This window comes from Streptosporangium sp. NPDC049046 (assembly GCF_040649155.1).
Classification (GTDB): Bacteria; Actinomycetota; Actinomycetes; order Streptosporangiales; family Streptosporangiaceae; genus Streptosporangium.
The window spans coordinates 69345-91719 of sequence record NZ_JBEZEZ010000002.1 but is presented as its reverse complement, the minus strand read 5'-3'; the positions used below and the strand labels follow the sequence as shown (position 1 = coordinate 91719).

At 71.2% G+C, this 22375-nt stretch carries 17 protein-coding genes; 9 read left to right on the top strand and 8 right to left on the bottom strand.

Translation table 11 applies throughout. The features are described from left to right. Positions 1-56: 56 nt before the first annotated feature. On the bottom strand, positions 57-2066 hold the full coding sequence (locus AB0B96_RS02795) for an NB-ARC domain-containing protein (RefSeq protein ID WP_362895965.1): 2010 nt from the start codon (positions 2064-2066) through the stop codon (positions 57-59). Positions 2067-2092: 26 nt separating this feature from the next. After that, entirely contained in the window at positions 2093-4210 is a 2118-nt protein-coding gene (locus AB0B96_RS02790) for an AAA family ATPase (protein WP_362895963.1), read from the bottom strand. A gap of 461 nt (positions 4211-4671) precedes the next feature. On the opposite strand from AB0B96_RS02790, the gene AB0B96_RS02785 reads away from it, so the two are divergent. Then, a complete protein-coding gene (locus tag AB0B96_RS02785; protein ID WP_350943246.1) occupies positions 4672-5691 on the top strand; it encodes an adenosine deaminase in 1020 nt (339 codons plus the stop codon). A gap of 184 nt (positions 5692-5875) precedes the next feature. Here AB0B96_RS02785 and AB0B96_RS02780 read toward each other — a convergent pair whose 3' ends face one another. From AB0B96_RS02780 to AB0B96_RS02770, 3 genes are all read right to left on the bottom strand, one after another. Continuing rightward, positions 5876-6784, bottom strand: a complete 909-nt coding sequence (locus tag AB0B96_RS02780; protein ID WP_362895960.1) for a hypothetical protein — start codon at positions 6782-6784, stop codon at positions 5876-5878. After that, a complete protein-coding gene (locus AB0B96_RS02775) occupies positions 6771-7349 on the bottom strand; it encodes a sigma-70 family RNA polymerase sigma factor (RefSeq protein ID WP_362895958.1) in 579 nt (192 codons plus the stop codon). Before AB0B96_RS02775 ends, AB0B96_RS02780 begins: the two co-directional genes overlap by 14 nt. 212 nt (positions 7350-7561) lie before the next feature. Continuing rightward, complete coding sequence (locus tag AB0B96_RS02770; RefSeq protein WP_362895956.1) at positions 7562-9694, bottom strand: NB-ARC domain-containing protein; 2133 nt, start codon at positions 9692-9694, stop codon at positions 7562-7564. Between the two features lie 409 nt (positions 9695-10103). Here AB0B96_RS02770 and AB0B96_RS02765 point away from each other — a divergent pair, with 409 nt between their 5' ends. Together AB0B96_RS02765 and AB0B96_RS02760 are read left to right on the top strand one after the other, a co-directional pair. Then, complete coding sequence (locus AB0B96_RS02765) at positions 10104-10814, top strand: methyltransferase (RefSeq protein WP_362895954.1); 711 nt, start codon at positions 10104-10106, stop codon at positions 10812-10814. A gap of 267 nt (positions 10815-11081) precedes the next feature. After that, positions 11082-11273, top strand: a complete 192-nt coding sequence (locus AB0B96_RS02760) for a hypothetical protein (RefSeq protein ID WP_362895952.1) — start codon at positions 11082-11084, stop codon at positions 11271-11273. A 114-nt stretch (positions 11274-11387) separates the two neighbouring features. On the opposite strand, the gene AB0B96_RS02755 is transcribed toward AB0B96_RS02760, so the two are convergent. The 3 genes from AB0B96_RS02755 to AB0B96_RS02745 form a co-directional block, all read right to left on the bottom strand. Next, complete coding sequence (locus AB0B96_RS02755) at positions 11388-12533, bottom strand: acetyl-CoA C-acetyltransferase (protein WP_350943240.1); 1146 nt, start codon at positions 12531-12533, stop codon at positions 11388-11390. Positions 12534-12688: 155 nt separating this feature from the next. Then, on the bottom strand, positions 12689-13549 hold the full coding sequence (locus AB0B96_RS02750; RefSeq protein ID WP_362895949.1) for a class F sortase: 861 nt from the start codon (positions 13547-13549) through the stop codon (positions 12689-12691). A 13-nt stretch (positions 13550-13562) separates the two neighbouring features. Continuing rightward, positions 13563-14480 carry a hypothetical protein gene (locus AB0B96_RS02745; protein ID WP_362895947.1) on the bottom strand — a complete coding sequence of 306 codons (918 nt, stop codon included), beginning with the start codon at positions 14478-14480 and terminating at the stop codon, positions 13563-13565. Positions 14481-15086: 606 nt separating this feature from the next. Here AB0B96_RS02745 and AB0B96_RS02740 point away from each other — a divergent pair. The 6 genes from AB0B96_RS02740 (at position 15087) to AB0B96_RS02715 (ending at position 22335) form a co-directional block, all read left to right on the top strand. Next, the gene (locus tag AB0B96_RS02740) at positions 15087-15761 is read left to right on the top strand and encodes a DUF2291 domain-containing protein (protein ID WP_362895945.1); all 675 of its coding nucleotides are present in this window, start codon (positions 15087-15089) and stop codon (positions 15759-15761) included. Further along, positions 15758-17305, top strand: a complete 1548-nt coding sequence (locus AB0B96_RS02735; protein ID WP_362895943.1) for a sugar ABC transporter ATP-binding protein — start codon at positions 15758-15760, stop codon at positions 17303-17305. The genes AB0B96_RS02740 and AB0B96_RS02735 overlap by 4 nt, the downstream gene beginning before the upstream one ends. Next, the gene (locus AB0B96_RS02730; RefSeq protein ID WP_362895941.1) at positions 17302-18414 is read left to right on the top strand and encodes an ABC transporter permease; all 1113 of its coding nucleotides are present in this window, start codon (positions 17302-17304) and stop codon (positions 18412-18414) included. The genes AB0B96_RS02735 and AB0B96_RS02730 overlap by 4 nt, the downstream gene beginning before the upstream one ends. A 191-nt stretch (positions 18415-18605) precedes the next feature. Further along, positions 18606-19196 (top strand): 2Fe-2S iron-sulfur cluster-binding protein, encoded by a 591-nt coding sequence (locus AB0B96_RS02725; RefSeq protein WP_362895939.1) that lies wholly within the window; start codon positions 18606-18608, stop codon positions 19194-19196. Next, complete coding sequence (locus tag AB0B96_RS02720) at positions 19193-20224, top strand: xanthine dehydrogenase family protein subunit M (RefSeq protein WP_362895937.1); 1032 nt, start codon at positions 19193-19195, stop codon at positions 20222-20224. Before AB0B96_RS02725 ends, AB0B96_RS02720 begins: the two co-directional genes overlap by 4 nt. Then, the gene (locus AB0B96_RS02715) at positions 20221-22335 is read left to right on the top strand and encodes a xanthine dehydrogenase family protein molybdopterin-binding subunit (RefSeq protein WP_362895935.1); all 2115 of its coding nucleotides are present in this window, start codon (positions 20221-20223) and stop codon (positions 22333-22335) included. The genes AB0B96_RS02720 and AB0B96_RS02715 overlap by 4 nt, the downstream gene beginning before the upstream one ends. The last annotated feature ends 40 nt before the right edge of the window (positions 22336-22375 follow it).

Genomic DNA, 22375 nt, shown 5'->3' with positions numbered 1-22375 from the left:
GATCAGGACGGCTCCCCCGCCGGTCGAACACACCCCCCGTACGCGCCGGGCGGGGCTCAGTCCCGCAGGGCGTAGGCCACGGCTGCCTCGAGGTGGGCGGCCGAGCCCTCGTCGAAGGCCCGCGCGTAGGCGGTCTCGCCGATCAGGCACGCGGCGCGGGCACCGGCGGCCTCGCGGAGCGCGGCCATGGTGTGGGCCCCGGTGCCGGGGGGCCCGAAGGTGGTCCGGATACGTTGCGCGGCCCCCAGGAGCCAGGCCGCGCGTCCGCCGTCGCCCTCGGTGGCGGCGATCCTGGCGAGCTGGTCGATGGCGAGAGCGCTGCCGACCGTGTCCCGCAGCCGTCGTTTGACCTCCAGGGAGGCCCTGGCCGCCGCTGAGGCCTCCGCGAGGTCACCCCGGCCGAAAAGGGCGAGGGAGAGGACGTAGTCGTCCATGGCGCGCTGTGACAGCTCCCCTCGCGCCTCGTGGCCCGGACGCGCCTCGCGCAGGATCCTCACCGCCTCGTCGAAGTCGCCGCGGAAGGTGGCGGCCAGGGCGAGGAAGGAGGGCAGGAAGAACGTTCCCGGCGAGGTGGGGCCCAGCCCGTCGGCCACGCGCAGCGCGTACGCCCGCGCGTCCTTTCGATCCAGGTCTCCGGTGAACAGGCGGGTTTGCGCGAGGGCGAGAAGGGCGTGTGCCTCGGCGTCGCCGTCACCGTACCGCTGGGCGCTCTCGACGGCCTCCTCCGCCCGGTCGCGCGCCAGGGACATGTCGCCCTGGATGAGCGCGAGATGGGCGACGACCCAGAGCGGCCTGGACCTCGCCCTGTCGGGGGCGGGGACGGCGGCCAGGGCGCGGCCGAGATAGTGGCGGCCCTCCCTGACGAACCCCAGCCGGCACCAGAGCACCCACAGGGCTCCTGCCAGCTCCAGAGCGCCGCGGTGGTCGCCCGCGCCGAGACAGCGGTCGAGGGCCGCGCGGATGTCGGGCAGTTCCCGGTGCGCCCAGCAGGTCCATTCGAGCTGGCGCGGGCCGTACCATTCGGCGTCCATGCGCCGGGCGGTGGACAGGTAGTGATCGCGATGCCTGCGGATCATCAGGGCGCCTTCGCCCAGCTCGTCGAGCCAGTCGCGCCCGTAGTCCCTGATGGTGTCGAGCAGGCGGTAGCGGTCACCCACGCGGGCGACGACGGATTTGGCCACGAGCGCGGCGAGTGCGCCGGGGACGTCGGGCAGGCGCTCGTCCTCGCACACGCCACGCGCCGCCTCGGCGTCGAACGCCGCGGGAAAAACCGACAGGCGGGCCCAGAGCAGACGTTCGGCGGGGGTGCACAGCTCGTGGCTCCAGCCGGCGGCGGTGCGGAGCGTGTGGTGGCGGACGGGGAGTCCCTCGCCGTCGGTCAGCGGCTTGAAGTGGACGTCGAGCTGGTCGGCGAGCTGGGTCGCCGACAGGCCGCGCATCTGGCTGGCGGCCAGCTCGATGGCGAGCGGCATGCCGTCGAGCCTGCGGCAGAGCCTGGCGACGGCCATCATGGCCCGCTCGTCCGTACGGAATCCGGGGGCCACGGCCCTGGCGCGATCGAGGAAGAGGCTCGGCGCGTCGTGGTCCGCGAGGTCGGCGGTCTCGGGCGGGGGGACGGGGAAGGGTTCGACGAGCATGACGACCTCCAGCGGCAGGCCGAGCTCCTGGCGGCTGGTCACGATGATCTGAACGTCGGGCGCGCCGGTCAGGAGAGCCACGACCAGGGCGGCGCAGGAGTCGACCAGGTGCTCGCAGGTGTCGAGGACGATGAGGAGCCGCCGGTCGGTGAGATGCTCGACGAGGGAGTCCAGGGCGGGACGTTCGGCCGGGGTGTGCAGGCCGAAAAGTCCGGCGACGCCGTGGATGAGCAGGTCGCCGTCGGTCTCGGCGGAGAGCTCGGCCACCCAGACGCCGTCGGGGTAGTCGTCACGGACGTTCCTCGCGGCCCGCAGGGCCAGACGCGTCTTGCCGACGCCCCCGGGGCCGCGCAGGGTGAGCAGGCGTGTCCGGGTCAGGAGTTTCGCGATCTCGTCGAGCTCGGTGGTGCGGCCGACGAAACTGTTCATCTCGGCCGGCAGGTTGCCGCAGCGCGTCAAGAAAGCTCCCCCTGGAGTGCGTGTTCCACGGCGTCGCGCAGGCTGATCGAACTTCCCCGCGCCTCCAGCCGCTCGAACTCCGTCCTGCCCATGCGCCCGCGCAGCCTCAGCTCGGCCGTGCGCAGCTGCGTCGCGATCACGGGTGAACGGCTGGGCGGCACGTCGGCGCTCCGCCACGCGGCGCGGGAGGCTCCGAACATGGTGGCGGCGAAGGTGTCGTCGGAGCACGCCTCGGCGATCACGACGAACACCTCCAGTGCCTCCATCAGGGAGATGCTGTCGCCGAACAGGCGGGCCCCGCGCAGGGAGCCGCAGGCGGAGTCGAGCGCGGAGACGGTGTTGCCCAGGGAGTGCTCGGCCTGGGCCAGGAGGAGGTCCAGGCGGATGAGGGTCCAGTAGTCGCCGCAGGACTCGCAGAGCTCGCGTCCCTCGCGCAGGACGGAGACGGCCTGCTCATGGTGGTCGGCGAGCATCATCGCGGTGGCGACCACGGTGTAGGTGGGCAGGAAGCCCGGGAAGACGTTGCCGGTGGAGCGGTGGCGCACCCTGGCGTGCTTGATGAGCCTCAGGGCCTCGACCACATCGCCCTTGACCACGGCCAGGTGGGCCTGGAACTGGCTGACGTAGGCCGTGGCGTAGCCGTCGGCGTCCTCGGCGGCGCATTCGGTGAGGATGCGTTCGGCGCGTTCGAGGTCGCCGCGCTGGATCGAGACCCAGGCGTGCACCCAGAGTGCCTTGACCCGTTCGGGGCTGGGGGTGTGATCGAGGTCGAGGCCGCGCTGGAGGAGGTCGTCACCGGGTGCCTGCATGCCGCAGCACGCCCACAGGAACCACAGGTTGCCGACGAGGTCGAGTCCTCTTCGGTATTCCGGTGGCCGGGAGTAGCAGTATTCGATGGCGCCACGCATGTTGCCGCATTCGAGGACCAGCCTGCGGTACCACTCGAGCTGGCGGCCCTGCCAGCTCATCTCGGCGCGGGCGGACAGGGCGAGGAAGTGGTCGCGGTGGCGGCGCTGGATCTCGTCGGTCTCGCCGAGCCGGTCGAGCCAGACCACCCCGAACTCGCGGACGGTGTTGAGCAGGCGATAGCGGACCCCGCCCTCGCCCTCCTCGCGGACGAGGACCGATTTGTCGAGCAGGCCGAGCAGCCCGTCGAGGACGTCCTTGGCCGCGAGGGCGCCGCCGGCGCAGACCTCCTCGGCGGCCTCGATGTCGAAGGTGCCCGCGAAGACCGAGGCCCGCGCCCACAGCAGGCGTTCGGCGGGGGTACAGAGTTCGTGGCTCCAGCCGAGGGCGACGCGCATGGAGCTGTGCCGCCGGGGAGCGGCGGCCCGCGCGGGCGGGGCGGCGCCGAATCCGACGGCGTGGATCTCGCGTTCGGCCGCGGGGACCGTACGGCCTTCGAGGGACGCGGCGAGCTCGTCCGGCGAGGTGACATGACCGTCGAAGGCGGTGATCCCCGCGGTGGAGATCGGGCGGCCGTCGAGGGTGGCGGCGAGCACGTCGAGGGTGCCGAGACCGCCGGGGGTGCCCTCGGCCACGGCGAGCCGGATCGCGAGCGGCAGGTTGTCGAGGCGCTTGCAGAGCTCGGCCGGATCCGTGCCGCCGAACCTGCCACCGGCGAGGGCGGTGATCAGCCGGACGGCGTCGGCGTCCGGCAGGCCGCCGACCGGGTAAAGGTGCTCGCCGGGCAGGCCGAGCCGCTGTCTGCTGGTGGTCAGGACGCGCAGTCCCTCGACCGAGCGCAGCAGCAGGCCGACCAGGATGCCCGTCGCGCCGACGACGCGGTCACAGGTGTCGAGGACGAGCAGGGTCCGGCGCGTGAGGAACTCGTCCACCAGGGCCCGCAGCGCGGGGGTGCCCGGCCTGCGGCGGGCGCCGATCGCGTCCGCGAGCGTCTCGGTCAGGGAGTCGAGGTCGGCGGGCGCCTCCGACAGCTCCACGATGTGGACGCCGCCGGGGAACGCGGGTTCGAGGGTGCGGGCGAGCCGCAGGGCGAGACAGGTCTTCCCGACCCCCGCGGGGCCGGTCAACGTGACGTGCCGGACCCTTTCGAGCAGTGCGGATACGTCTGCGAGTTCTGTCTCCCTGCCGACGAAGACATCCGCTTCCATGGCAGCCCCAGCGTCCTGACAATGTGTGCCTCCACGGTCGCACGGCGACATGGTCCACTGAAAGCCCGTTTCCTAAATTTCCTCGATATAACGGGGGATGGGATATGGGCGGGTGTGCCGTGCCCCCGCAACGCCTGCCCGAAATAACACATAAAACCCTATAAATAACCAATCGGGAAAAGTCGCGGGAAATGTCGGGAAAGGCGAGCGGGGTTCCGGCCCTGTTCAGCGGGCCTGCCCGCATGCGCGGTGCCCATGACGATCTCGACGGCGAGGCCCCCGTGCTCCGTCCACACGAGCGTGAGCGTACCCGGCCCGCCGCCCGCGTCGAGCTCACCGCCCTCCCCCGGGCCTCCGCACGGCGATCTTCCCCCTCCCCGGGACGTGAACGGACCTTCAGATCGCGCCAAAAACATCGGGGTCGTCGATCGGCGCCCTTGAAGGTACGGCACCATATTGAAATGCCACGTCCCCTCAGCGAACTGCCCAAGGCGCACCTGCACCTGCACTTCACCGGCTCCATGCGGCACTCGACCCTCGTCGAGCTCGCCCGCGAGCACGGGTTACACCTTCCCGACGCGCTCGAGGAGGACTGGCCGCCCCGGCTGCGCGCGACCGACGAGCGAGGCTGGTTCCGCTTCCAGCGGCTGTACGACATCGCGCGCTCGGTGCTGCAGCGGGAGAGCGACGTCTACCGGCTGCTGCGCGAGGCCGCCGAGGACGAGGCCGCCGAGGGATCGGGCTGGCTGGAGATCCAGATCGACCCGTCGGGGTACGCGTCGAAGTTCGGCGGTCTCACCTCGGCGATGGAGCTGATGCTCGACGCGACCCGCAGGGCGGCGGACCACGCGGGGATAGGGATCGCCGTCGTGGTGGCGGCGAACCGTACCCGCCACCCTCTCGACGCCAAGACCCTCGCCCGCCTCGCCACGCACCACATGGACGAGGGCGTGGTCGGGTTCGGGCTCTCCAACGACGAGCGACGCGGCCGGGCCCGCGACTTCGACGGAGCCTTCCGGCTGGCCAAGCGCGCCGGGCTGCTCGCCGTACCGCACGGCGGGGAACTGCTGGGCGCGGCCAGCGTGGCCGAGTGCGTCGACGTGCTGGACGCCGACCGGGTCGGGCACGGGGTGCGGGCGGCCGAGTCGCCGAGGCTCATGGAACGCCTCGCGGCCCGGGGGATCACGTGCGAGGTCTGCCCGACGTCCAACGTCGGCCTCGGGGTGGCCGAGCGCGCCGAGGACGTACCGCTGCGGCGCCTGTTCGAGGCGGGGGTGCCGATCGCGCTGGGCGCCGACGACCCGCTGCTGTTCGGTGCCAGGCTGCTGCCCCAGTACGAGCTCGCCAGGCAGGTGTACGGCTTCTCCGACCCGGAGCTGGCCGAGCTGGCCCGCCAGTCGGTGCGGGCTTCGGCGGCCCCGGACGACGTGCGCAAGAAGCTCCTCCAGGGGATCGACGACTGGCTGGCGTCATCGGGCTGAACGGACGCGCCTGCCCCTCCGACGCATCCGGCCGACTCCGGAGAGCCTCCCGCTCGGACACACCCCGCCGACGCCGGAGAATCGAGCGGGCGAGCACCCGCCCGGCCGACGTCAACGAGCCGAACGGACGGATTCCCGACGTACCACGCACCCCGTCGGCCACCGGCACACCCCCGAGAAGGCGTCAGCGGACCGAGCGGGCGATCTCCTGCGCACGGCCGAGCTCCCCGACGCCCTCCAGGCGCAGGCCGACCCGCCCTCGCTGCCAGATGAGGGTGGGTCCCGCCGGACGGGGACGGACCTCGGCCCTCCCTCCGCTCCTGGGCAGGTAGGTCAGGCCGTGGTGGGCCGGGATCCACTGTGCCTTCACCGCACCCACACCGGCGTCCTCCGGCCAGGGCGGGCCCAGTTCCTTTCTGAAGACGAGGTGGAGGCTGCCGTCGTACTCGTCCAGCCTGAGGCCGGGCCAGAACAGCGACACCACCCGGCCTCCGTCGCTCACCCTCACCTCGGCGGGATCGCCGAGCGCGGCCGGGACGGAGACGGGGAACGCCACCTGCTCCCTCGCCTGTTCCAGGGTGACCCGGCGCTCACCGGGCAGCGGCTGGGGCACCCCGGACGGCAGCGGCCCGGGGCCGCCGATCCTGAGCTCGACCCCCGCGAAGCGCAGGATCTCCGCGACCGCGGCCCTTCCAGCGGGTGTCGCCCCCAGGAGGAGTGCCGCGAGGATCGCGACGGCGGCGACCACCGCCCTCCGCCGTACCCTCCCGCCGTCTCGCAGCGCCTCCCACGCGCGCCTGAGCACGCGGGGACCTCCGGGAACGGCGGGCGCCTCGGGGGTTCGCGTCTCGGGAACAGGGCTTCCGGGGACGGCGGGTGCCTCGGGAACGGGACTCTCGGGAACGGGACTTCCAGGAGCGGCGGGCGCCTCGGGAGCGGGCGTCCCGGAGTCCGGTGCCGACGCGGCGGGGGCGGGTTGTGATCGGAGCCGGGCTCGTACGGCCCGCGCGACGTCGTCCGGGGGCGGGGAGGGGACGTCGATGGACTCCCCGAGGGCGAGGAGCCGGGCTTCGAGGTCGTCAGGTGAGGTCACGGGCCACCTCCTCACGCAGACGGGCCAGGCCGCGGGAGGTCCGCGACTTGACGGTACCGACGGGAAGATCGAGCACCTGGGCGGTCTCGGCCTCCGACAGCTGTAGGAAGTACCGGCAGACCACGGTCTCGCGTTCCCGTTCGGGCAGCGTACGCACCGCGTCGAGGAGCCGCGCCCTCAGGTCGGTCGCGACCGCCGCCTCCTCGGGTCCCTCGCCCGGCGGGGGAACGAACTCGGTGAGCCGCACGGTCAGCCTGTCGCGGCGTCCACGGGAGCGGGTCAGGTTGTGCGTCTCGTTGGCCACGATCCGCAGCAGCCAGGGGCGGAAGTGCGCGTCCCTGCGAAAGGAGGCGAGATGACGGTACGCCTTGACGAACGCCTCCTGGACCACGTCCTCGGCCTCGTCGGCGGCGCCGAGCATGGCCGCGGTGCGGTGCGCGAGCACGCTGTAACGGGCGACCAGCACCTCGTAGGCGTCCAGGTCACCGGCGAGCGATCGGGTGATCGCCTCATCGTCGTCCGTCGGGGGGCTCCTTCGCGAATGTTGGGAGAGATTCCACCGCATCCGAGCCCTTCGCGAAAGCCCTCTTCTTCTTGTGAAGCCTCGTGCTCGTGGGCGAGACCGTGATCCCGTCCGCCCGGGTGCTCCCTTTGGATTCGGAGGACGGGGCCGAGAGTGGCCTCTTCGGATTCGGAGGACATCCGGAGGGCACGGTGGCCGACAGCGGCGGAAGGCACCGGGGCGAGGGCCTCTCGCAGGACCTCTCGCAGGACCTCTCAGAGGAGCTCTCGGAGGACCTTGCCGTGCAGGGCATGGGCGACGGCCTCGTCTCTGTGGAGGGCATAGGCGACGGCCTCCTCCGGGTCGGCCTGATAACCCTCGGCGAAGACCGCGTCGTAGGTCTCGTCTCCGAGCAGTTGCCTGGCCGTCCGCTCGGCGACGGTCCTCGGCTCGGACATGCCCTCGGAGCCGAAACCCTGGAGCCCGAAGGTGGCCCACAGCCGTACCCCCGCTCCCTGGAGCCTCGCCGTACGCCGGCCGTCGCCCTCGACCGCGGCGATCACCGCGAGCTGGTCGACCGCGAGCGCCACGCCGGTGGCGTCGCGCAGGCGCCACTTGACGTCGAGCGACTGCCGGGCGGCCTCCGCGGCCTCGTCCACCCGTCCAAGACCCAGCTGCGCGATGGACAGGACGTAGTCGCCACAGGCGCGGGCCCAGCGCTCGCCGCGCGCGTCGCAGAGCCGCTGCGCCTCCTTGAGCACGGAGACGGCCCTGGCGAACTCTCCACGCCAGGTGACCGCCGTCGCCGCGGTCACCAGGGCGAGGGGTTCGCTCACGGTGGCGGCCTCGGCACGGCGGAAGTACTCGCGGACGAGCTCGACGCGGGGCTCGACGTCCTCCAGGGCGCCGGCGCACAGGGAGCTGCTGGCCAGCCTGAGCTGAGCGTGCCCGGCCGCCGCGTAGTCGCCCCAGTCGAGGGCCGCCGACAGCGCCGCCTCCGCGCGACGACGGCCCACCTCCGGCTCGCCCTGGGCGATGGCCACGCAGCCGTCGGCCCACAGGAGCCTGGGCAGCCCGGGATCGCTGACGGGGGCCGCCTCGATCGCCCTCGCCATGTGGTAGCGGCCCTCGTTCAGCCGTCCCAGGCAGAACCAGAGGATCCAGAGCGTTCCCGCGAGTTCGACGGAGGTCGGGGAGGCGGGGTCGAGGGCGAGGCGGAGGTCGGTCATGGAGAAGGCGAGCCTCGCCGCCCACTCCTCCTGCCCGGGGCCGTACCAGTCGGCCTCGGCCCTGCGCGCCAGGTCGAGGTAGTGGTAGCGGTGCCGCCGCGTCAGCCGGGCCTCCTCACCGAGCAGGGCGAGCCGTTCCCTGCCGTACTCCCGCACCGTGGAGGGCTGCCGGTAGCCTCCGGGCACGGGGACCAGGAGGAACCTCCGCTCCAGGCTCTCCAGCAGGTCCGGTACGCCGCTCAGCGGGTCGTCGCCGCACACCCACTCGGCGGCGGCCGCGTCGAAGTCTCCCGCGAAGACCGAGAGCCGCGCCCAGAGCAGGCGTTCCCGCGGATCGCAAAGCTCGTGGCTCCAGCTGATCGCCGCGCGCACGATTCGGTGGCGGGGGGCCGGTGTCCTGCCGTGGGGGATCTCGAAGTGGTCCTCCAGGTGATCGGCGAGCCGCTCCACCGGCAGGGATCCCAGCCCTCCGGCGGCCAGCTCGACGGCGAGCGGTACGCCGTCCAGCCGCCGGCAGATCCTGGCCGCGGCCGCCACACCGGCCTCGGTCGTCTCCAGGCCGGGAACCACGCTCCTGGCCCGGTCGAGAAAGAGCCGCAACGCGTCGTCCGCCCCCGCGCCTTCCAAGACGGCGCCTTCCGGGACGGCGCCTTCCGGCCATCGGACGGGAGGCCCCGGGGCGGGTGCCTCGAAGGGCCCGACGGGGAGCAGCGCCTCCTGGGGAAGCCCGAGAGGCCGACGAGAGGTGGTGACGATCCGTACGCCGGGCGCCCCCGCCAGGATCTCCCTCACGAGGGCGCGGCAGGCGGGCAGGAGATGCTCGCAGGCGTCGAGGATCAGCAGGAGTCTCCTGCCGGCGAGGAACTCGACGAGCGTCTCGGCCTGTGACCGCGCGGACCGCTCGGGAAGGCCCAGGACCGCCGCGACCGTGTGGGCGAGCAGATCGCCGTCGCGCTCGCCGGAGAGCTCCACCAGCCAGGTGCCGTCCGGGTGGTGTTCCTCCCGCTCCCGCGCGGCCCTGACCGCGATTCGTGACTTGCCGATGCCGCCGACACCGGTGACCGTGACCAGCGGAGTGTCGGCCAGGAGTTTCAGCAGCCGCCGCACCTCGCCTTCCCTGCCGATGAGGTCGTTCGTCTCCGCGGGCAGGTTCCCGCGCCACCACCGGGTCTGTTCCATTGATTCGCGCTCCTTTCTCCACTCACCGGGAATCGCACCGTTTCCACATCACGAACGGGTCGGCCGCCCATTTCCCAGGAGGGTTTCTTTGTCCTGCGGTGCAAATCTCACCGCCGGGTCGAGGTCGAACTTCCCCCGTTCGACGTGAAGCGCGGAAATGCTGGTGCTTTATGGCTGATTCGGCGGAGCCGGTAATCGAGGTGAGGCCGGGCCCGCCGTCCTCCGCCGGCGGTGCCGATCCTCGTCGCGAAAGATCGCTCGTCACGGGGCCGTGACGTCGGCCGTGAAGCGTTTAAGGGGTCGCCGCGGGGGAAGCGCCACTAGACTCTGGCTGTCCCTGGCCGTGGCCTCGCCCCGGCCTTTCCGTAAGCGAGCTGGACGGAACCGCATGTCTGGGTATGACCGCGTAGTGCAACCCGCGGCCGGTGACGAGGCCCTGGAGAACCACCTGGGTGGGGACGAGGCCAAGAACTACCGGCAGTACGAGCTCGACATGGTCGCCCCGCACGTGGGCCGGTCCATGCTGGAGATCGGCTCCGGGCTTGGCCACTTCGCCGAGTCCTTCCTGCCCCGCCTCGACCGGCTGGTGGTCAGCGATTTCGACCCATACTGCGTGGAGCAGCTGCGGAAGCGTTTCGAGGGCCGCGACGACATCGACGTGCTCCAGTTCGGCCTGCCGACCGAGATCCCGATCGGTGAGAAGGTCGACACCGTCGTGATGATGAACGTCCTGGAGCACATCGAGGACGACGTCGAGGCCCTGCGCTCGCTCGCCAAGGTCACCCTCCCCGGCGGCCGGATCGTGATCTGGGTGCCCGGCTACATGCAGCTGTACGGAGACTTCGACCGCAAGGTCGGCCACGTCACCCGCTACACCCCCGCCACCCTGCGCAGCACGGTCTCCAAGGCGGGCCTGGACATCGACGTGCTCAAGCCGATCAACTTCCTGGGCGGCATCGCCTGGTGGGCCGCCGTCCGCCGCGGCGGCGTCGGTTACCCCGACCCCCGCCTGGTCAAGATCTACGACCGTACCGTGGTGCCCCTCACCCGCTTCATCGAGCGCTTCGTCCGCCCGCCGTTCGGACAGACCGTCTTCTGCGTCGCCCGCGTTCCCAAGTAACCCCCTGCTCGAACAGCCCGCGTCATCCCGTGCGGTGCCGCTCCCGGATTTCCGGGGCGGCACCGCACGCGGTTTTTAATGGGTTGCACGCCTCGGCGACAGCACCGTATGTTCGTCCGCATGTGGATCAACTCCTAAGAGCCGGCGTCGATCAGCCTTCGCTGATCCGCCCGCACTCAGCCCTCCGGCCCCGTTCGTCCGACGTGGCAGCTGAGTTGTCCGACCCGGGATCGCGCCGCGTCGTCACATTCTTCGAGGAGTCCTCATATGCGAATTCATCCTGCCCACAAGTCCGCCCAGAAGCGTGGCGGGAAGTCCAGGACCACCAAAACCCCCAAGCCGCGCACCCCGCTCCCCGAGCACGTCGTGCCCGCGGCTCCGCGGCACATGCCGATGCCTCCGATGCCGACGAGGCCGACCCGGCAGCCGCGCCGGATCCCGGGCAAGGGTGGCCGCTGACCTGCGGGTCCTTTTCGGGAAAAGCCCCGGTCCCGGGAGGTCTCCCTCCCGGGACCGGGGCTTTTCCCGGATCTCATGGGCGCCCCACGGACGCCCCCTCGGTGAATCAGGTCGTCACAGACGCTCGATGATCGTGACGTTGGCCTGGCCGCCGCCCTCGCACATCGTCTGCAGCCCGTACCGGCCGCCGGTCCGCTCCAGTTCGTGCAGGAGCTTGGTCATCAGGATCGCGCCGGTGCCGCCCAGCGGGTGGCCCAGGGCGATGGCGCCGCCGTTCGGGTTCACCTTGGCCGGGTCGGCGCCCAGGTCGTTGATCCACGCCAGCGGGACGGGGGCGAACGCCTCGTTGATCTCGGTGACGTCGATGTCCTCGATGGACAGGCCGGCCTTCTTCAGCGCCTTCCGCGTCGCGGGGATCGGCGCGGTCAGCATGTAGACCGGGTCGTCGCCGGTGAGCGCGAGGGTGACGATGCGCGCCCTGGGGGTGAGGCCGTGGTCGCGGACGGCCTGCTCGGAGGCGATCAGGAGCGCTCCCGAGCCGTCGGAGATCTGCGAGGAGGTGGCGGCCGTGATCACGCCGTCCTCCTTCAGCGTCTTCAGCGACGCCATCTTCTCCAGCGTGGTGTCCGGGCGCGGGCCCTCGTCGTCCTCGACACCGTTGATCGGGGCGATCTGGTCCTTGAAATGACCGTTAGCGACGGCCTTCGAGGCCCGCTGGTGGCTCTCGTACGCGAACCGCTCCAGCTCTTCGCGCTTGAGGCCCCATTTCTGGCACATGAGCTCCGCGCCGCGGAACTGGGAGATCTCCTGCTTGCCGTAGCGCTCCACCCATTTGTCCCCGAAGGGGAAGGGCATGCCCTTCTCCAGCGCGGCGGTGATGCTCGACCCCATGGGGACGATGCTCATGGATTCCACCCCGGCCGCCACGACGAGGTCCTGGGTGCCGGAGAGCACGCCCTGTGCCGCGAAGTGGATCGACTGCTGGGAGGAGCCGCACTGCCGGTCGATGGTCACACCGGCGACGTTCTCCGGGAGGCCCGCCGACAGCCACGCGTTACGCGCGATGTCCATGCTCTGCGGGCCGAACTGCATGACACAGCCCATGATCACGTCTTCGACCGCGGACGGGTCGACGCCCGTACGCTCGATGAGCGCGCCGAGGGTGTGCGCGGCCAGATCGGTGGGATGGACGGTGGACAGACCGCCCTTCTTCTTGCCGACGGGGGTGCGGACCGCCCCGACGATGTACGCCTCTGCCACAGTGCCTCCTGCTCGCGAACCCGAGCCGCCTACGAAACCGAGCAACATTCGGTTGATAGGAGGTTACAACAGAACCTTCGTCCGCGCCCTGAACGGGAACCGCCCGCGCGACGGCGAGGCCGATCGCACCTTTCGGCACATGGGCAGGGGACCGCTCAGGCTCTCCTGCTGCTCGTCATGGTCGCGTAGGCGATGACGTTGTCGGTGTAGTGACCGGTCGAGCGGTTGTAGGTGCCACCGCACGTGATCAGGTGCAGCTGAGGGGTCGACGACCGGCCGTACACCCGCTCCGTCGGGAACACCGACTTCTCCGCCTGTTCCAGCCCGCCCACGGTGTAGACGGCGATGATCCCGTCCTTGCGGTGCACCTCGATGACGTCGCCGTTGCGGATCTCGTCGAGACGGCTGAACACCGCGCTTCCCGCGCGCGTGTCCTTGTGCCCGAGCATCACCGCGGGACCCGCCTCACCGGGGGTGGGGCCCGAGCGGTACCAGCCGACCAGGTTCGGATCGCCGACCGGTGGCACCTCGATGGCGCCCTTCTTGTCGAGCCCGACGGACTTCACCGGCGCGTTCACCCCGAGCCGCGGGATGACGAGGCGCACCGGGGACGAGGGCTGCATGGCCGGGGCCGCGGGCAGGCTGGGCAGGGGCGGCGGCACGGTCGGTGCCGCCTGGAAGTAGGGGTTCGCCGGCGCCGCGGCCAGGTCGCGGGGCGGCAGCGTGGTGCGCTGGTCGGCCAGGCCGTACTCCTCGGGCGCGGCCAGCATGTAGAGCAGGCCCACCAGCACCGTGACCACCCCGGCGATCCCGGCGAGGATGAGCACCGACCGCATCATCCGCCCGCCGGCGAGAGGCTCCTGTCCGGGCGGCCATCCCTCGTACGGCGAGCCGTACGGAGGGGGACCGGACTGCGGGTACGGCGGCTGGACGGGAGGAACCGGCCGGTAGTGGGGAACCGGGCCCTGGGAGTGCTGCCCGGAGGGCGGCCAGCCGCCCGGAGGTGGGGTGGTCATCCGGCCACCCCGATCAGCCGCGACCGACGGTGCGACGGCGCAGCACGAGCCCGCCGATCCCGGCGAGCGCCACCATCAGCGCACCGCTGAACATGATCATCCGAGCGTCGGGGCCGGCGTCGCCGCCGCCGCCGGTGGAGGCGGCGCCCTTGGGGGTCTCGTCGATCTGTTCGTTGGGATCGCGGGACGGCTCGGCGGTCTGGGTCCGGGTGACGGTGAGCGTCGGCCTGGGGGTCGTCGGGGTGGCCGACGGGGTCGCCGACGGCGAGGGGGTCGCCGACGGACTCGCCGAAGGGCTGGCCGAAGGGCTGGGGGTGCCCGTTCCCACGGTCACCCGCAGCGCGGCGGCGGTCGCCTGGGCGGGGTCGGGAAGGGTGCAGTCGAGCAGTTCGGCCTCGTCCGCGGCGCCCGTCCCGGCGCCGGTCTTGAGGAGCAGGGTGAACGCGCCGGGCTCGAAGGCGACGACACCCGTCGCGAGGGGGGTCACCGTGATGAGGACGGGGGGCGCGGTGACCGCCTGCCCCGCGACGGGGGGAGCGGCGGTGACCAGGATCTGGCGGAGTTCGCTGGGGCTCGCCAGAACTCCGCTGGGAGTCGCATTGATCTGCACCTCGGCGTCGGCGACGAGACTCGCACCCACCGGGGCGGGCGCGGACGGGGTAAGGGTGGGAATCGTGGCCGGCTGACCGATCTTCCAGGTCGCCACGAGGGGGGCGTTCGTCACCGCCGACGTCGGACCGGTCAGATCCATCTGGAACGTGTACGTCGCCGACGGCGACACCGCGCCGGCGAGCGTGCAGGTGTAGGCGACCGGCTTGGGCACGGCGTACATGGAGGCGAGTGCGGGGAACGCACCGAAGACGCCCGCGCCCACCGTAGCGATCACGGCTGTCTTGGCCGCGACACGCAGCCGCGTCCTGGACTTCAGCACGGTTTCTCCCCGTTCCAGATCGATCGGTCGGCGCACCGGCCGCCCAAGGCTTACAGATTGCGGTCAAGGTTCGGCATAGATCCTACGAACAGAGACCGGGACACGCGAGCAAGTCGGCTAAACGGACACAAATTCCCATCTATCCCACAGCAAACGACACCGTACATGGGTAAAGCGCCCAACGGGGGACCGGACGGGCACCTATCAGATACCGGACAGGAGCGAAGACGCCTCCCCGCGTCCGACCGAGGCACCCGCCTCGCGCCCGGCCATCCGGCGGGACGGCGGCCCGGCATCGGCAATCAGCGCCTGGATATACAGAAAAGACCAGGTCAAGACTGGTGATATCCGGCCTGAAGATCACCATCTGTGGAGCGTCATCGGGCAGGCTGGAGTCTGCGGGAGATCCAATTCGGACGCCCGGAACCCCCTCCTGGATGCGGAAATATTTCATCGATTCGGACACAGTGATCATCGGCCCTACCGCCCGCGCCCCGCGCGGCGGCGGGCTGGAACGACCTCCGGCGAATCGACCGGCTCCCGTTCGGAGAGGAGCGGACGGATCAGTGTTCTCCCCGAGTTCTTCTCCCCACCGGAAGGATTGAGATGAGCACCCCGGTCGCACCGCGGGCGCGTCGCGGGCAGGTCTCCCGTCGGCGGATCCCGACGAGATGGGTCGCCGTCGCCCTCGCGGTGGCCGTCCTGGTCGCCGTCGGGTTCAGCACGCGATACCGCTCGGTGGAGTCGGTCGCGGCCTCGGGTCCCGGCCCGTTCGACGCGGCCGCGTACGGAGCACGGACCTACGAGGCCATGGTCGTACCCGCGATCAGGAGGAAGGCCGTCGAACTGCCCGTACTGGTGAAGGCCATGACCACCGACGCGGAGGGGGCGGGGAGGCTGTACGGCGTCCGGCAGGGCGACGGCCCCTACACCTTCGCGGTCAAGGGCACCGGCACGGCCGGGGCGGTGAGGTCCGGGCTGATGCCCGTGACCGTGCCGGGGCTGCCCTCGGACACCCGGGTGTCGCTACAGGTCGGTCCGGTCATCAATGGCACGGCGCTGCGGGACGCGGTCGGATTCATCACCTTCGGACAGTTCCTCAGCCAGGTGGAGTACGCCGACGCCGCCACCGCGCTGAACGACCAGATGCGGGAGAAGCTGCTCAGGCACCTGGACGCGCCGCGACTGAAGGGCAGGAAGATCTCCTTCGTCGGGGCCTTCAGCTTCCTCACCCCCTCCGTCGTGACCATCACCCCGGTCTCGATCAAGGAGGTCTCGTGAAGATCTCCGCCGCCACCGTCCTGAGCGCCCGCGACGTCACCAAGCTCTACGGGAACACGCCCGCGCTCAGGGGAGTCGACTTCGACGTCGCCGCCGGCCGGGTGACCGCGCTGTTCGGCGAGAACGGGGCCGGCAAGTCGACCCTGATGAGAATCCTGTCCGGGAGCGAGCACCCCACCTCCGGCCATGTCGAGCTCGACGGCGAGCCCGTCAGGTTCGCGTCGCCCCGTGACGCCGCCGACCAGGGCGTCTCGATCGTCCACCAGGGCCTCAGCCTCTGCCCCAACCTGAGCATCCAGGACAACCTCTTCCTGGCCAGGGAGATCTGCGGAGGGGCGTGGGTGATCGACCGCTCGTCCCAGCGGGCCACCACCACGGCGATCCTGCACAGTCTGAAGGAGTATCCGGACCCCGACCTGCCCGTCGGCGACCTGATGCCGGGCGAGCAGCAGATCGTCGAGATCGCGCGGGCACTCCTCCAGGAGGCCCGAGTGCTGATCATGGACGAGCCCACCTCGGCCCTCACCGCCCCTGAGATCGAGGTCCTGTTCCGGGTCATCAAGGAGCTGACCGCGAACGGGGTGGCGGTCGTCTACGTCTCCTCGCACCTGGAGGAGGCGCTGCAGATCGCCGACGACGTCGTCGTCCTGCGTGACGGGCGGCTCGTCGCCACGGCGGACGCCGAGAGCGTCTCCGTCCGGTGGCTCCTGGAGCGCATGACCGACCGCGACCGGGACGACCTTTTCCCGTGCCACGCGCCGGTCAGCGGGCAGGAGGTGCTGAGCCTGCGCGGCCTCGTGGTGGCCGACCCGGTCAATCCCGGTCGTCTCGCGATCGACGACCTCTCCCTCACCGTCAGGGAGGGCGAGATCGTGGGAATCTACGGCCTGACTGGCGCCGGCCGCACCGAGTTGCTGGAGGCGCTCGCCGGCCTGATCCCCTCGCAGTCGGGCGAGATCCTGCTCTGTGGCGTCCCGCTGGAACACGCGGGGATCCGCGACCGCATCGCCCAGGGCGTCGCCCTGGTCCCCGAGAACCGGTGGCGCGACGGCCTCGTCCCGACGATGTCGGTCGGGGAGAACCTCTCCCTGGCCCGGCTGGGCACCTTCGTCCACCGGTTGTTCTTCTCCCGTGCCCGCGAACGGGAGGTCGTCGACCAGATGATCACCGACATCGACGTCGGGCGGGAGGACACGCGGGCGTCCGTCGCGTCCCTGAGCGGTGGCGACCAGCAGAAGGTGATCATCGGCAGGGCTCTGCTGACCGCCCCTCGGGTGCTCCTGCTGGACGAGCCCTCGCGCGGCGTCGGCACCGACGCCAGGGCGGAGATCTTCGAACTCCTCGCGGCACACGCGGAGCGCGGCCTGGCCGTCGTCTTCAGCACGTCGGACGCCGAGGAGGCCCTGCGCGTCCCCGACCGGTTGCTGGTGCTCGCCCGCGGCGTCCTCGCCGGTGAGTTCCGGCGCGGCGAGACGGCCAGAGAGGAGCTGATGAGGGTGGCGGACGGCACCACCGTCGGCGCGGGCGAGGAGACGGCGGAGTGACGTCTCGGGAAACGTCTCCCCCGTCGACGTCCCCGGACCACCCCCCGCCCGAGGCGGTCACGGCCGAGGCGCGCCGCTTGTCGCTGGTGAACAACCTGTTCGAGTTACGGGCGCTCATCGCCCTCGCGGTCGTGGTGGCGGTCTTCGGCCTGCTGTCCGACTCCTTCCTCACGGTGCCGAACCTCGTCACGATGACCAAGCACGTCGCGATCACCGCGATCATCGCGCTCGGCATGCTGCTCGTCATCGTCAAGGGCGGCATCGACCTGTCGGTGGGCTCGATCGCCGGGCTCTCCGGGGTCGTCGCCGGCGAGTTGCTCGGAGGGCTCGGTCTCGGGTTCGCCGACGTGGTCGCCTACCCGCCCGTCTGGGGGGTGATCGTGCTCTGCGTCACGGTCGGCATGCTCGTCGGCCTGGTGAACGGCATCGTCATCACCCGCTTCGACGTCGCGCCGTTCATCGCGACGTTCGGCATGCTGTACGTGGCGCGGGGAATCGCGCTGCTGATCTCCAATGGCTCGACCTACCCCGATCTGGGCGGCGACCCCGGGCTCGGCAACACCGGTTTCCACGTTCTCGGTAACGGGCGCGCGCTCGGCCTCCCGACGGGCCTGTGGATCATGATCTTCCTCGCCGTCGCCGTCACGCTCGTGCTCGGCAGGACGCCGTTCGGGCGATGGCTGTACGCCACGGGCGGCAACGAGCGTGCCGCGGAGCTCTCCGGGGTCCCGATCAGGTACGTCAAGACGGCCGTGTACGTGATCTCCGGCGCCTGCGCCGCGCTCGCGGGCCTGATCATCGCCTCGGAGCTGACCGCGGCGGCACCACTCGCCGGTGAGATGTACGAGCTCAACGCGATCACCGCGGTGATCCTCGGCGGCGCCGCGCTGAGCGGCGGGCGCGGCACGGTGCGAGGCACCCTCATCGGAGCCCTCGCCATCGGTCTCCTCTCCGACGGCATGGTGCTCGTGGGCGTGTCGACGTTCTGGCAGATCATCGTGAAGGGGGTCGTGCTCGTTCTCGCCGTGATCCTGGACCGGGGTCAACAGCGGATCCGGCGGCGCGGGGCCACCGTGTCGGCGATGGCCGCCGACAGACGAGCGGGCTGATCCGCCGACGTCACCCGATCTCGGGGGCCCCGAGCGGGATCGGCATCTCGGGGGCCCCAACGGGATCGGCGCCGATCTTGGCCCCTCTTTGGCTCCCCGGTGATTCTCGAACCAACAGGATTGCCGCTTCTTTGAGAATTTCAGATTGGCAGGAAATCCGCCCCTCATCAGGGAATTGACAGGATAAACGCATGGCAGTCGAAGCGTTCGGCAGCGATATCACGCTGCGTATCAACGGTGCCGACCACCCCGTCTCCCTGGACAACCGGGTGACCCTCCTGGACGCGCTACGGGAGCGTCTCGGACTGACCGGGACGAAGAAGGGGTGCGACCACGGGCAGTGCGGGGCATGCACGGTCCTGCTGGACGGCCGCCGGGTGAACAGTTGCCTCACGCTCGCCGTCGCGGTCGCCGGACAGGAGATCGTCACCATCGAGGGGGTGGCCGCCCTCGCCCCCGGGAGTGATCTGCACCCCGTACAGCAGGCGTTCCTCGACCAGGACGGTTTCCAGTGCGGCTACTGCACACCGGGCCAGATCTGCTCCGCCATCGGCGCGCTCGGCGAGGCGGAACGGGGCTGGCCGAGCCATGTCACCGAGGACGTCGCCGCCGGTGTCGCCTCCGGCCGCGACCTGGACGCCGAGGAGGTCCGCGAGCGGATGAGCGGCAACCTCTGCCGCTGCGGAGCGTACGCCGGAATCGTCGAAGCCGTCCTCGACGTGGCCGGCGGTGAGAACCGGGAGCCGGTTCTCACCGGGCGGAACCCCGAGGGAACGCGATGAGACCCTTCACCTACGAGCGCGTCACCGACCCCGACGCCGCCGTCACCGCCCTCCTGGACGGCACCGACGCGATGTTCCTCGCCGGCGGTACCAATCTCGTGGACCTGATGAAGCTCGGCGTGGCGAGGCCCGCGACGCTGGTGGACGTCACGCGGCTGCCGTACGACCGGATCGAGCACCGGGCCGACGGGAGCGTGCTCATCGGGGCGATGGTGCGCAACAGCGATCTGTCCGGCGACCGGGGCATCAGGGAACGTTTCCCCGCCGTCTCCCAGGCGGTGCTGGCCGGGGCCTCGGGGCAGCTGCGGTCGATGGCCACCACCGGCGGTAACCTGCTGCAACGTACGCGCTGCCCGTACTTCCAGGACATCACCAAGCCGTGCAACAAGCGCGAACGGGACACCGGCTGTTCGGCGATCGGCGATACCGATCACCGCGACCTGGGGGTGATCGGCACCTCCGTCGCGTGCGTGGCCACCCACCCCTCCGACATGGCGGTGGCGATGGCCGCCCTCGACGCCGTGGTGCACATCAGACTCGCGGAGGGCGAGGAGCGGGCGGTGCCGCTCTCCCGCTTCTACCTGCTGCCCGGCGACACCCCCGACCGGGAGACCGTGCTCGGCCCCGGTGACCTGATCACCGGGGTCGAGTTGCCGCCGCCCCCGGACGGCGCGGTCATGCTGTACCGCAAGGTCCGCGACCGCTGGTCCTACGCGTTCGCGGTGGTCTCGATCGCGGCGGTGGTCACGACGGAGGCCGGCGGGTCGCTGCGGGAGATCCGCCTCGCGCTGGGCGGGGTGGCCCCCGTGCCGTGGCGGGCCAGGGAGGCCGAGGGGATGCTGACCGGCCACCGGCCGACCAGGGCACTGCTGCTCGCCGCGGCGGAGGCGGAGTTCGCGGCGGCGAGTCCCCTCCCCGGGAACGAGTTCAAGATCGACCTCGCCGGCGACCTGATCGCGGCGAGCGTGCGCGATCTCACGAGACCGGCGGGGTCCGCGGGGAGCTTCACGCGGGAGGAGCGGGGATGACCGTCGACAGGGTGCTCGACAAGGTGGTGGGCGGGGCACCGGCCAGGATCGAGGGACGCGACAAGGTCACCGGCGCGGCCCGTTACGCGTACGAGTACCCCGTACCGAACGCCGTCTACGTCTGGCCGGTGCAGTCCACGATCGTCCGAGGGCGGGTGCGCTCCGTCGACGGCACCGCAGCGCTCGCCCTGCCCGGGGTGATCGCCGTACTGGACAGTGGCAACGTCTTTCGGCTGCGTCCCGCGCAGGACGCCGAGCTGGCCGTTCTGCAGTCGGCCGACGTCGCCTACCGGGGGCAGATCGTCGCCGCCGTGGTCGCGACCACCCTGGAGGGCGCCCGCGAGGCGGCGTCGGCGGTGCGCGTGGACTACGAGGAGGACGAGGAGTACGACGTCGAACTGGATCCCGGCGACCCGCGCATCTTCTCTCCGGAGACGGTCAACGCGGGCCTCGCGGGGACGGTCGACCGGGGTGACGCCGAGAGCGCCCTCGCGTCGGCGCCGGTCCACGTGGACGCCGTCTACACGACCCCGACCGAGCACGCCAGCCCGATCGAGCCGCACGCCACGATCGCGTTCTGGGAGGGCGAGACCCTCACGCTCTACAACGCCGACCAGGCACCGTGGAAGTCGGCGACCACGATCGCCCGGCTGTTCGGTCTTCCCGAGAGCGCGGTGAGCGTCGTCGCCGACCACATCGGCGGCGGTTTCGGGTCGAAGGCGGCGACCCGCCCGCCGACCGTGCTGGCGGCGCTGGCCGCGCGCGCCGTGGGACGACCGGTCAAGGTGGCGATGACCCGGCAGCAGATGTTCGCACTCGTCAGCTACCGGACGCCCACCGTGCAGCGCGTACGCCTGGGAGCCGAGCGGGACGGCAGGCTGACCGCGGTGTGGCACGAAGCACTCCAGCAGAGTTCGAAGCTCGTCGAGTACACCGAGCAGACGGTCGCGGCCAGCCGCGTGATGTACGCGGCGCCCAGCAGCCACACCGCTCACCGGCTGCTGCGGCTGGACGTGCCGACCCCCTCGTGGATGCGTGCCCCCGGTGAGGCGCCGGGGATGTTCGCCCTGGAGTCGGCGATGGACGAGCTGGCGTACGCGCTCGGGATGGACCCCGTCCAGCTGCGGATCGTCAACGAGCCTTCGGCCGACCCCGAGTCGGGACTCCCGTTCAGCAGCCGCAACCTGGTCGCCTGCCTGCGTGAGGGTGCGGCGCGCTTCGGCTGGGCCGGGCGCGACCCCACGCCCGGCGTCCGCGAGAAAGGCGACCGGCTCCTCGGCACGGGCGTCGCGTCGTCGACCTACCCCGTCTTCACCATGGCCTCCACCGCGACCGCCTACGCCCAGCCCACCGGCAGGTTCGTGATCGAGATCGCCGCGGCCGACATCGGCACCGGCGCCCGCACCGCGCTGACCCAGGTGGCCGCCGATGAACTCGGCGTGCCGATGGACCTGGTCACGGTGCGGGTGGGCCGCAGCGTCTTCGGTCCCGCGCCGATCGCCGGGGGCTCCATGGGCACCTCCTCGTGGAGCTGGGCGGTGAGCAAGGCGTGCCGTGCGCTGGTGAAGGAACTCGACGAGCGGTCCGGCGTCCTCCCTCCCGAGGGACTGGAGGTGCGGGCGGACACCACCGAGGATCTCGCCGCCGCCAAGCGTCTCTCACGCCACTCGTTCGGGGCACAGTTCGCCGAGGTCAGCGTGAACGTCGACAGCGGACAGGTCCGTGTCGAGCGGCTGCTGGGAGTCTTCGCGGCCGGCCGGATCGTGAACGCCAGGACGGCGCGCTCGCAGTTCCTGGGCGCCATGACGATGGGGATCTCCATGGCCCTGCACGAGGCCCTGCGGATGGACCCCCGGTTCGGTGACTTCGTCAACCACGACCTGGCCGGGTACCACATCGCGGCGAACGCCGACGTCCGCGGGATCGAGGCCCACTGGATCGACGAGCAGGACGACGAGCTCAACCCGGTCGGTGTGAAGGGAATCGGCGAGCTGGGGATCGTCGGCACCGCCGCGGCGATCGCGAACGCCGTCTTCCACGCGACCGGCTTCCGGCAGCGCGACCTGCCGATCACTCTTGACCGGGTACGGGCGGCCATGCGCACCGGCTGACGGAAGACCGCAGCGGGCGAACCGACCCGCGCGTCGGCAC

Excerpts from the sequence above, each read along its gene's own strand:
- AB0B96_RS02795 (WP_362895965.1), bottom strand. The coding sequence starts at position 2,066 with ATGAACAGTTTCGTCGGCCGCACCACCGAGCTCGACGAGATCGCGAAA.
- AB0B96_RS02790 (WP_362895963.1), bottom strand. The coding sequence starts at position 4,210 with ATGGAAGCGGATGTCTTCGTCGGCAGGGAGACAGAACTCGCAGACGTA.
- AB0B96_RS02785 (WP_350943246.1), top strand. The coding sequence starts at position 4,672 with ATGCCACGTCCCCTCAGCGAACTGCCCAAGGCGCACCTGCACCTGCAC.
- AB0B96_RS02775 (WP_362895958.1), bottom strand. The coding sequence starts at position 7,349 with ATGCGGTGGAATCTCTCCCAACATTCGCGAAGGAGCCCCCCGACGGAC.
- AB0B96_RS02770 (WP_362895956.1), bottom strand. The coding sequence starts at position 9,694 with ATGGAACAGACCCGGTGGTGGCGCGGGAACCTGCCCGCGGAGACGAAC.
- AB0B96_RS02760 (WP_362895952.1), top strand. The coding sequence starts at position 11,082 with ATGCGAATTCATCCTGCCCACAAGTCCGCCCAGAAGCGTGGCGGGAAG.
- AB0B96_RS02750 (WP_362895949.1), bottom strand. The coding sequence starts at position 13,549 with ATGACCACCCCACCTCCGGGCGGCTGGCCGCCCTCCGGGCAGCACTCC.
- AB0B96_RS02740 (WP_362895945.1), top strand. The coding sequence starts at position 15,087 with ATGAGCACCCCGGTCGCACCGCGGGCGCGTCGCGGGCAGGTCTCCCGT.
- AB0B96_RS02725 (WP_362895939.1), top strand. The coding sequence starts at position 18,606 with ATGGCAGTCGAAGCGTTCGGCAGCGATATCACGCTGCGTATCAACGGT.
- AB0B96_RS02720 (WP_362895937.1), top strand. The coding sequence starts at position 19,193 with ATGAGACCCTTCACCTACGAGCGCGTCACCGACCCCGACGCCGCCGTC.
- AB0B96_RS02715 (WP_362895935.1), top strand. The coding sequence starts at position 20,221 with ATGACCGTCGACAGGGTGCTCGACAAGGTGGTGGGCGGGGCACCGGCC.